The sequence below is a fragment of the Enterobacter cloacae complex sp. IR53041 genome (genome assembly GCF_049238285.1).
Taxonomy (GTDB): Bacteria; Pseudomonadota; Gammaproteobacteria; order Enterobacterales; family Enterobacteriaceae; genus Enterobacter; species Enterobacter roggenkampii.
The window spans coordinates 1,623-2,823 of the sequence record NZ_JBMKHB010000073.1 but is presented as its reverse complement, the minus strand read 5'-3'; the positions used below and the strand labels follow the sequence as shown (position 1 = coordinate 2,823).

General features: G+C 53.2%; 1 rRNA gene (running past one end of the window). It reads left to right on the top strand.

The window, feature by feature from the left end:
• Nucleotides 1-1,201: ribosomal RNA gene (locus ACOTXF_RS23680) — 23S ribosomal RNA — on the top strand; its annotated part runs 1,622 nt beyond the window's last position; the annotation flags it as partial.

Genomic DNA, 1,201 nt, shown 5'->3' with positions numbered 1-1,201 from the left:
ATGCCCTGGCAGTCAGAGGCGATGAAGGACGTGCTAATCTGCGAAAAGCGCCGGCGAGGTGATATGAACCTTTGACCCGGCGATGTCCGAATGGGGAAACCCAGTGTGATTCGTCACACTATCGTTAACTGAATACATAGGTTAACGAGGCGAACCGGGGGAACTGAAACATCTAAGTACCCCGAGGAAAAGAAATCAACCGAGATTCCCCCAGTAGCGGCGAGCGAACGGGGAGCAGCCCAGAGTCTGAATCAGCTTGTGTGTTAGTGGAAGCGTCTGGAAAGTCGCACGGTACAGGGTGACAGTCCCGTACACGAAAGCACACAGGTTGTGAACTCGAAGAGTAGGGCGGGACACGTGGTATCCTGTCTGAATATGGGGGGACCATCCTCCAAGGCTAAATACTCCTGACTGACCGATAGTGAACCAGTACCGTGAGGGAAAGGCGAAAAGAACCCCGGCGAGGGGAGTGAAAAAGAACCTGAAACCGTGTACGTACAAGCAGTGGGAGCACCTTCGTGGTGTGACTGCGTACCTTTTGTATAATGGGTCAGCGACTTATATTCTGTAGCAAGGTTAACCGTATAGGGGAGCCGAAGGGAAACCGAGTCTTAACTGGGCGTTAAGTTGCAGGGTATAGACCCGAAACCCGGTGATCTAGCCATGGGCAGGTTGAAGGTTGGGTAACACTAACTGGAGGACCGAACCGACTAATGTTGAAAAATTAGCGGATGACTTGTGGCTGGGGGTGAAAGGCCAATCAAACCGGGAGATAGCTGGTTCTCCCCGAAAGCTATTTAGGTAGCGCCTCGTGAACTCATCTTCGGGGGTAGAGCACTGTTTCGGCTAGGGGGCCATCCCGGCTTACCAACCCGATGCAAACTACGAATACCGAAGAATGTTATCACGGGAGACACACGGCGGGTGCTAACGTCCGTCGTGAAGAGGGAAACAACCCAGACCGCCAGCTAAGGTCCCAAAGTCATGGTTAAGTGGGAAACGATGTGGGAAGGCACAGACAGCCAGGATGTTGGCTTAGAAGCAGCCATCATTTAAAGAAAGCGTAATAGCTCACTGGTCGAGTCGGCCTGCGCGGAAGATGTAACGGGGCTAAACCATGCACCGAAGCTGCGGCAGCGACGCTTATGCGTTGTTGGGTAGGGGAGCGTTCTGTAAGCCGTTGAAGGTGTGCTGTGAGGCA